At 70.3% G+C, this 7,247-nt stretch carries 8 protein-coding genes and 1 rRNA gene; 4 read left to right on the top strand and 5 right to left on the bottom strand.

Annotated features, from left to right (window positions below; all coding sequences use genetic code 11):
- Both rrf and ASE01_RS22725 read left to right on the top strand, forming a co-directional pair.
- Positions 1-88 (top strand): 5S ribosomal RNA (gene rrf, locus ASE01_RS22730); the annotation flags it as partial.
- A gap of 98 nt (positions 89-186) precedes the next feature.
- A complete protein-coding gene (locus tag ASE01_RS22725) occupies positions 187-1,170 on the top strand; it encodes a hypothetical protein (RefSeq protein WP_056758134.1) in 984 nt (327 codons plus the stop codon).
- Positions 1,171-1,191: 21 nt separating this feature from the next.
- Here the strand turns inward: ASE01_RS22725 and ASE01_RS22720 are convergent, their stop codons facing one another.
- Positions 1,192-1,815: a hypothetical protein gene (locus tag ASE01_RS22720; RefSeq protein ID WP_157537729.1), complete on the bottom strand. Its 624-nt coding sequence runs from the start codon at positions 1,813-1,815 to the stop codon at positions 1,192-1,194.
- Between the two features lie 56 nt (positions 1,816-1,871).
- On the opposite strand from ASE01_RS22720, the gene ASE01_RS22715 reads away from it, so the two are divergent.
- Together ASE01_RS22715 and ASE01_RS22710 are read left to right on the top strand one after the other, a co-directional pair.
- Positions 1,872-2,792, top strand: coding sequence for an alpha/beta fold hydrolase (locus ASE01_RS22715; RefSeq protein WP_056758128.1), 921 nt, complete (start codon positions 1,872-1,874; stop codon positions 2,790-2,792).
- Positions 2,793-2,987: 195 nt separating this feature from the next.
- A complete protein-coding gene (locus tag ASE01_RS22710; protein WP_056758125.1) occupies positions 2,988-3,485 on the top strand; it encodes a DUF3145 domain-containing protein in 498 nt (165 codons plus the stop codon).
- 135 nt (positions 3,486-3,620) lie between these two features.
- On the opposite strand, the gene ASE01_RS22705 is transcribed toward ASE01_RS22710, so the two are convergent.
- The 4 genes from ASE01_RS22705 to ASE01_RS22690 form a co-directional block, all read right to left on the bottom strand.
- Positions 3,621-4,871 carry a beta-ketoacyl-[acyl-carrier-protein] synthase family protein gene (locus ASE01_RS22705; RefSeq protein WP_056758122.1) on the bottom strand — a complete coding sequence of 417 codons (1,251 nt, stop codon included), beginning with the start codon at positions 4,869-4,871 and terminating at the stop codon, positions 3,621-3,623.
- Positions 4,872-4,893: 22 nt separating this feature from the next.
- Positions 4,894-5,139: an acyl carrier protein gene (locus ASE01_RS22700; protein ID WP_056758120.1), complete on the bottom strand. Its 246-nt coding sequence runs from the start codon at positions 5,137-5,139 to the stop codon at positions 4,894-4,896.
- A 68-nt stretch (positions 5,140-5,207) separates the two neighbouring features.
- Positions 5,208-6,206 (bottom strand): beta-ketoacyl-ACP synthase III, encoded by a 999-nt coding sequence (locus ASE01_RS22695; RefSeq protein ID WP_056758119.1) that lies wholly within the window; start codon positions 6,204-6,206, stop codon positions 5,208-5,210.
- Positions 6,203-7,156 (bottom strand): ACP S-malonyltransferase, encoded by a 954-nt coding sequence (locus tag ASE01_RS22690; RefSeq protein WP_082606325.1) that lies wholly within the window; start codon positions 7,154-7,156, stop codon positions 6,203-6,205. The genes ASE01_RS22695 and ASE01_RS22690 overlap by 4 nt, the downstream gene beginning before the upstream one ends.
- Positions 7,157-7,247: the final 91 nt, after the last annotated feature.

Below are 7,247 nucleotides of genomic sequence, written 5' to 3'. Positions count from 1 at the left end.
CGGTCCCATCCCGAACCCGGAAGTTAAGCCTGCCAGCGCCGATGGTACTGCAACCGAGAGGATGTGGGAGAGTAGGACGCAGCCGGACAATCATTCGCAGTAGAGGCTGCCCCTTACGGGTGGCCTCTACTGTGTTTTGCGTACAAACTGACTTCTCAATAGCGATTCGACGAACGGGTGACTGACGTGGCAGATCAGCGAGGTGGCCGTCGCGACGGCGCGCCGAAGAAGGGCGCTCCGCGCCAGGGCGGTGCTGCCGGCAAGAGCGGTGCTCCGCGGAGCGGCGCGAGCGGCTCCGGCGGGGCCAGGAGCGGCAGTGGTGACCGCGATCGCAAGCCCTACGACCGCAAGGGACCGGGCGAGCGTTCGGCTCCCGGCGACCGCAGGTCCCAGGGCCGTGGCAAGCCGTCGTCGGATCGCACGCCCACCGGGCGTCGTACCGGTGAGCGCGAGAGCGCTCCTCGGGAGCGTCGCGTGGACCAGGCCGTCTACGACGGTCCGGAGCTCCCCGACGACATCACCGGTGCCGAGCTGAGTGGTTCGGTGCGCGAGTCCCTTCGCGGCCTGCCCGAGAAGCTCGCGTCCCGCGTCGCCCGCCACCTGGCGGCGGCCGGACAGCTCATCGACGACGAGCCGGAGATCGCCTACCAGCACACGCTGGCTGCCAAGGCCCGCGCGTCGCGGATCGCTGTGGTGCGTGAGGCGGTGGGGGAGTCTGCCTACGCAGCCGGCCACTACGCCGAAGCGCTCGCGGAGCTTCGTGCCGCCAAGCGGATGAACGGCGCCACGGCCTACCTGCCGATCATGGCGGACTGCCACCGCGCGCTGGGCAACCCCACGCGCGCGCTCGAGCTCGCCAAGAGCCCGTCGGTGGCGCGCTTCGCGCCCTCTGCCAAGGCCGAGATGACCATCGTCGAGGCCGGCGCGCGTCGTGACCTCGGTCAGCTCGACGCAGCGCTGCGGACCCTGGAGGTCGCCCCCCTCAACAACAAGAGCCGTGAGACGTGGGTCGTGCGTCTGCGCTACGCGTACGCCGACACGCTCGAGCAGGCCGAGCGCCTCAACGACGCGCTCACCTGGTTCCACAAGACCAACGCGATCGACGCCGACGAGCTGACCGATGCGGCTGAGCGTGCAGAGTCCCTCGAGAAGCGGGTCGACCGCAACTGAGGTCCTCCTCCAGCTGGTGGGCTACCCGGCGGCATCCTCTGTCGTCGGGCGGCCGGCCATGGTGATGATCGCCTGATCGTGACCGGCGGCCCTGGTGTCCCAGCGGACGTCCTCGCGGAAGGCGATCCTGATCCGCTCGATGACGGCCACGGCTGGCTCGGCGGACTCGATCTTCAGCATGATCGAATCGCCTCCGACCATCCGTGCCCCTTCCGGATCGACCAGGTCCGAGCAGAACTGCTCGGGTTCGGTCGTCACTCCGACGTTGCCGCGCCGGCACAGCACCGGTGTGATCGTGAGATCGGTGTTGGTGGTCGCGGCGACCTTGACCCCCGAGATGCGCAGCGTGCGCCCGAAGTCGTCCGGCGCCGTGAACATGCCGACGTACAGGGGAGTGCCGGCGACACCGCTCGCACTCACCGTCTTGTCACTGGTCGGCAGGTCCTCGGGCGTCATGGCGTACCAGAGGAACCAGCCGAGCAGCAGCAGGATGGCGGTGCCGATGAGGCCGTAGCGCCATCCCCGCGTCTTCATCGAGATCCGCGGCATCCCCGGCGCGCCGAGCGTGCGCTTGCGGCGTACTGGCTCAGCACGCCGACGTCCGGACGTCGGCCTGGAGCTGGGCGCACTGCCCCCCACTGTCATGGGTCGAACCTTAGGACACCCGCCCGGTGGGTCCGTACACCTGTCATGCTCCGCGCATGAGTTTCCCCGTGGTGCGGATCCCCGAGCAGCCGAAGCGGCCCACGCTCGAAGGCAGTGTCGCGGTGCGGGACGGTCGGCGGCTGAGCTTCGCGGAGTACGGCTCACCCCGTGGACCCGCGCTCGTGTGGATGCACGGGACTCCTGGAGCGCGTCGTCAGATCCCCGTCGATGCCCGCGCGTACGCCGCCGAGGCGGGGTTCCGGATCATCGGGATCGACCGGCCGGGCATCGGTTCGTCGACGCCGTACCTCTATCCGAACATCGCGGACTGGACCGAGGACCTGACGCTGCTGCTCGACGCCCTGGCCGTGGACTCCGTACGGGTGATCGGTCTGTCCGGTGGAGGGCCCTACGCGCTGGCCGCAGGAGCAGTCCTCCCGGACAGGGTGCGCGGGGTCGGCGTCCTCGGAGGCGTGGCTCCCACCCGTGGTCCGGACGCTGCGGAGGGCGGCATCATCCAGCTGGCCGTCCACGCCGCCCCACTGCTCGCCGCCACGCGCGTGCCGCTGGGAGTGGCGCTGACCGGTGCCATCCGCAGCGTCAAGCCGCTCGCCGGCCCCGCCCTGGACCTGTACGCCGCCGTCCAGCCCGCGGGCGACAAGAACCTGCTCGGGCGTCCCGAGTTCAAGGCGATGTTCCTGGACGACCTGCTCAACGGCAGCCGGTTCCAGACCTCCGCCCCACTCGCCGACCTGGTGCTGTTCACCCGGGACTGGGGCTTCCGCCTCGAGGACGTGCGGGTGCCGGTGCGCTGGTGGCACGGGGACGACGACCACATCGTCCCGTTCCGGCACGGACAGCACTGCGTGGACCGGATGCCCGACGCCACCATGACCACGATCGACGGCGAGAGCCACCTGGGGGGCCTCGGGATCGCCCACCTGGTGATGGACGCGCTGATCGGCCTCGGCGAGTAGTCGAGGAACACACGGCCGAGGCACTGGTTTCAGCGCGCCCCATGGGCCACAATGGTCACCACAACAACACATGTCGCTCATGGCGATGGCAACACCCGTTCCAGGACTGACCACCCACTTCCGAGGAGACCGCTGGGGAAGGCGTATCTCGCGCCGGAGGTAGGAGCAGTCGAGGAGTAAGTGGTGACCGGAAGCATGAGTGCAACAAGGGGCGTGTTCTACGTCCACTCTGCGCCGTCCGCGCTGTGCCCTCACATCGAGTGGGCGGTGGGCGGCGTACTCGGCGTGCCCGTCAACCCCAACTGGACGCCGCAGCCAGCGCAGTCCGGCAGCTACCGCTGTGAGTTCTCCTGGCAGGGATCCGTCGGTGCGGCCGCCGAGATGGCGTCCGCGCTGCGCGGGTGGAACCACCTCCGGTTCGAGGTCACGGAGGAACCGACCGCGTCCACCGAGGGCGCCCGGTTCTCCTACACCCCGGATCTCGGTGTCTTCCACGCGGTGACCGGCATCCACGGGGACATCATGATCCCCGAGGACCGGCTCAAGGCTTCCGTGGTGCGCGCAGCACTGGGCGAGGTCACCCTCGAGATCGAGATCGACAAGCTCCTGGGCAAGCCCTGGGACGACGAGCTCGAGACGTTCCGGCACGCCGGTGAGGGTGCTCCCGTCCGCTGGCTCCACCAGGTGGTCTGAACCGCACGACCCAACGAGAACGACCCGGCTGGTCACACCAGCCGGGTCGTTCTCGTTTTTCGTGCAGTCAGGGTCACCGGAAGGGAGGAGTCCAGTGACCCCGGATGGGGGCGGGCCCACGCGGCCCGGTGATGATCAGGTCGGCGTGCCGAAGACGACCGCGACGTTGGCGCCGCCGAACCCGAAGGAGTTGTTGATCGCCGCGATGTCGCCCTGCGGCAGGTCGGTCGGCTTCGTGGCGACGTCGAGCTCGACCCGCTCGTCCTTGTCGTCCAGGTTGATCGTCGGTGGTGCGATGCGGTGGTGGAGGGCCAGGACGGTGGCGACGCCCTCGAGGGCGCCGGCGCCGCCGAGCAGGTGCCCGGTCATCGACTTGGTGGCCGAGACGACCAGCTCGGAGGCGTGCGAGCCGAGGACCGCGTGGAGCATGAGGGACTCGGCCACGTCGCCCTGGGGAGTCGAGGTGGCGTGGGCGTTGACGTGCGCGATGTCGGCAGGCGAGACGCCGGCATCCTGGACCGCCAGGCGCAGCGCACGGGTGCCGCCACGTCCCTCGGGGTCGGGCTGCGCGATGTCGTGGGCGTCGGCAGTGATGCCGGTGCCCAGCACCTCGGCGTAGATCCGGGCGCCGCGGGCCTGGGCGTGCTCGAGGGACTCCAGCACGAGGGCGCCAGCGCCCTCACCCAGGACGAAGCCGTCGCGGGCGTTGTCGAAGGGACGCGACACCGTGGTCGGGTCGCCGGGGTTCTTCGAGAGCGCCATCATGTTGGCGAACGCGGCGATCGGCAGTGGGTGGATCGCCGCCTCGGTGCCGCCGGCGATCGCGACGTCGACCCGGCCGAGCCGGATCTGGTCGGCGGCCAGGGAGATCGCCTCGTTGCCCGACGCGCACGCCGAGACCGGGGTGTTGACCGGTCCACGGGCGCCGAGCTTGAGGCTGATGGTGGCCGCGGGAGCGTTGGCCATGAGCATCGGGACCGAGATGGGCGAGACCCGACGGGGTCCCTTCTCCAACAGGATCGCGTGGTTCGACAGGAGCGTGTGGACGCCGCCGATGCCGGAGGCGAAGGCGACACCGAAGCGCTCGCTGACGAGGTCACCGGCTGCCTGGACGACGTCGAGACCCGAGTCGGCCCAGGCCTCGAGGGCCGCGACGAGCGCGAGCTGCGAGGACCGGTCGAGCCGGCGGGCGACGACGCGGTCGAGGACCTCGGTGGGGTCGACGGCGGCAGGGGCGCCGATGGTGACGGGGAGGCCTTCAGCCACGTCGCCGAGGTCACGTACCCCCGAACGACCGGCGAGGAGGCCCTCCCAGGTGCTGGCGACATCGCCGCCCAGCGGGCTGGTGGTGCCCAGGCCGGTGACGACGACACGGGTGCGCGACATGGCTGAAGGTCTCCGTCCGGGATCAGGAAGCGCGGTTGCGCTCGATGTAGGACACGGCGTCGCCGACGGTCTTGAGGTTCTTGACCTCGTCGTCGGGGATGGTGACGCCGAACTTCTCCTCGGCCTCGACCACGACCTCGACCATCGAGAGGGAGTCCACGTCGAGGTCGTCGCTGAACGACTTGTCGAGCTGGACGTTGTCGGCGGGGATACCGGCGACCTCGTTGACGATCTCGGCGAGGGCGGCGCGGATCTCTTCGGTGCTCATCTTGTTCTCCAGTGTGTGTTGGGTGGTGAGGTGGTGTCCGGTGGGTCAGGTGCGGGGGAGCCGGGGGCTCAGGGGACGGTGACGACCTGTGCGGCGTACGACAGGCCGGCGCCGAAGGCGACGAGGAGTGCGAGGTCGCCCGGGCGGGCGTCGCCGTCGGCGATCATCCGCTCGAACGCCAGCGGGACCGACGCCGCCGACGTGTTTCCGGCGTCCACGATGTCGCGGGCGATCCGCACCGTGGGCGGCAGGCCCAGGGAACGGGCCATGGCGTCGGTGATCCGGTTGTTGGCCTGGTGCGGGATGAAGCAGTCGAGCTGGTCGACGGTGACACCCGCGCGATCCAGCGCCTCCTGGGCGATCTTGGCCATCGAGTAGGACGCCCAGCGGAAGACCTCGCTGCCCTTCATGGTGATGAAGGGGATCCCGGGCTCGTCGGAGCCGAGCGCGTCGACCCACGGCTCGCGGGTGCGGATGTGGTCGTAGTGCTCGCCGTCGGAGCCCCACACGACCGGGCCGATGCCGGGGGTGTCGGAGGGACCGATGACCACGGCGCCAGCACCGTCGGCGAAGATGAAGGCGGTGCCACGGTCCGTGGGGTCGGTGATGTCGGAGAGCTTCTCCACGCCGATCACCAGCGCGTAGCCGGCACTTCCGGCGCGCACCATGTCGCTGCCGAGGGCCACGCCGTGGCAGAAGCCCGCGCAGGCGGCGGACACGTCGAACGCAGCGGCCTTGGTGCCGAGCTCGTGGGCGATCGCCGTCGCTGCGGACGGCATCTGGAGGAGGTGGCTGACGGTGGCGACGATGACGCAGTCGATCTGGTCGGCCGCGATGCCGGCCCGCTCGAGGGCCACTCGGGACGCGTCGACCGACATCGAGATCACGGTCTCGCTGTCGTCGGCGATCCGACGGGTCTTGATGCCGGAGCGCTGCTGGATCCACTCGTCGGTCGAGTCGATGGCATCGACGATCTCCGAGTTGGGCACCAGGCGGGCGGGCCGGTAGGCGCCGACGCCGAGGATCGCGGCGTGGGCCGGGCCCGGCGCGGTGGTGATCGTGGTCATGACGCGACGACCTGGGCGTGCTGGTCGCAGAACTCACGGGCCTGGGCGATCTGCTCGGGACCGGTGAGGGCCAGCGTCTCGACCGCCATTCCGCGGCCGCGGAAGTAGCGCTTGGCGATGCCGGTCAGGGTGCCTGCCGGCGGCATCTCGAGGATGCCGGTCACGCCCAGGTCAGCCATCGACTCGAGGCAGAGGTCCCAGCGGACCGGCCGCGCGATCTGGCCCACGATGCGGCGCAACACCTCGCCCCCGTCGGTCAGGACGCTGCCGTCGGAGTTGGAGATGAAGGGGATCCGGGCCTCGTGCGTGGACACCGAGCGGGCCAGCTGCTCGACGTGGTCGACGGCGGGAGCCATGTGGGGGGAGTGGAACGCGCCGGCGACGGAGAGTGCACGGATCCGTGCGCCCTGGGGTGCGGCACCGGCGAAGGCCTCGAGCTGCTCCATCGTGCCGGCGGCCACGATCTGGCCCGGGCCGTTGTCGTTGGCCGGGGTCAGGCCGTGCTCGGCGATGGTGGCCAGCACCTCGTCCCGGTCACCGCCCAGGACGGCGGACATGCCGGTCGGGGTGGTCGCGGCGGCCGTGGCCATCGCGTTGCCACGCTCACGGACCAGCACCATCGCCTGCTCTGCGGTGATCACTCCGGCTCCGACGGCGGCCGTGATCTCGCCGACGCTGTGACCGGCGACCGCGGCGAGGCTGCGGTGGGCGTCCGCCGGGTGCGGGAAGAGCTGGAGGGACGCGACGAGCGCCGAGCCGACCAGCAACGGCTGGGCGATCTTGGTGTCGCGGATCGTGTCCTCGTCGGCAGCGGTGCCGTAGTGGGCCAGGTCGAGGCCTGACACGGCAGAGAGCCAGTCGATGCGCGCGGCGAAGGTCTCGTCCTCCAACCAGGGGGCGAGGAAACCGGGCGTCTGCGCCCCTTGTCCAGGAGCCACGATCACGAGCACAGGTCCAGCCTGCCCGGCGTGGGGTCATGGTCGCGCATGCGCTGCTCACGAAACTCGCGCCCGGGCTTTGTGGGAGTCCCACAAGTGTCGT

Origin of the sequence: Nocardioides sp. Root190, assembly GCF_001428565.1 — a bacterium.
In the GTDB taxonomy this organism is placed as follows: Bacteria; Actinomycetota; Actinomycetes; order Propionibacteriales; family Nocardioidaceae; genus Nocardioides.
Note: the sequence above shows the minus strand (reverse complement) of the source record. Positions and strands in the feature narration are given on the sequence as shown.

Excerpts from the sequence above, each read along its gene's own strand:
- ASE01_RS22720 (WP_157537729.1), bottom strand. The coding sequence starts at position 1,815 with ATGACAGTGGGGGGCAGTGCGCCCAGCTCCAGGCCGACGTCCGGACGT.
- ASE01_RS22715 (WP_056758128.1), top strand. The coding sequence starts at position 1,872 with ATGAGTTTCCCCGTGGTGCGGATCCCCGAGCAGCCGAAGCGGCCCACG.
- ASE01_RS22710 (WP_056758125.1), top strand. The coding sequence starts at position 2,988 with ATGAGTGCAACAAGGGGCGTGTTCTACGTCCACTCTGCGCCGTCCGCG.
- ASE01_RS22705 (WP_056758122.1), bottom strand. The coding sequence starts at position 4,871 with ATGTCGCGCACCCGTGTCGTCGTCACCGGCCTGGGCACCACCAGCCCG.
- ASE01_RS22700 (WP_056758120.1), bottom strand. The coding sequence starts at position 5,139 with ATGAGCACCGAAGAGATCCGCGCCGCCCTCGCCGAGATCGTCAACGAG.
- ASE01_RS22695 (WP_056758119.1), bottom strand. The coding sequence starts at position 6,206 with ATGACCACGATCACCACCGCGCCGGGCCCGGCCCACGCCGCGATCCTC.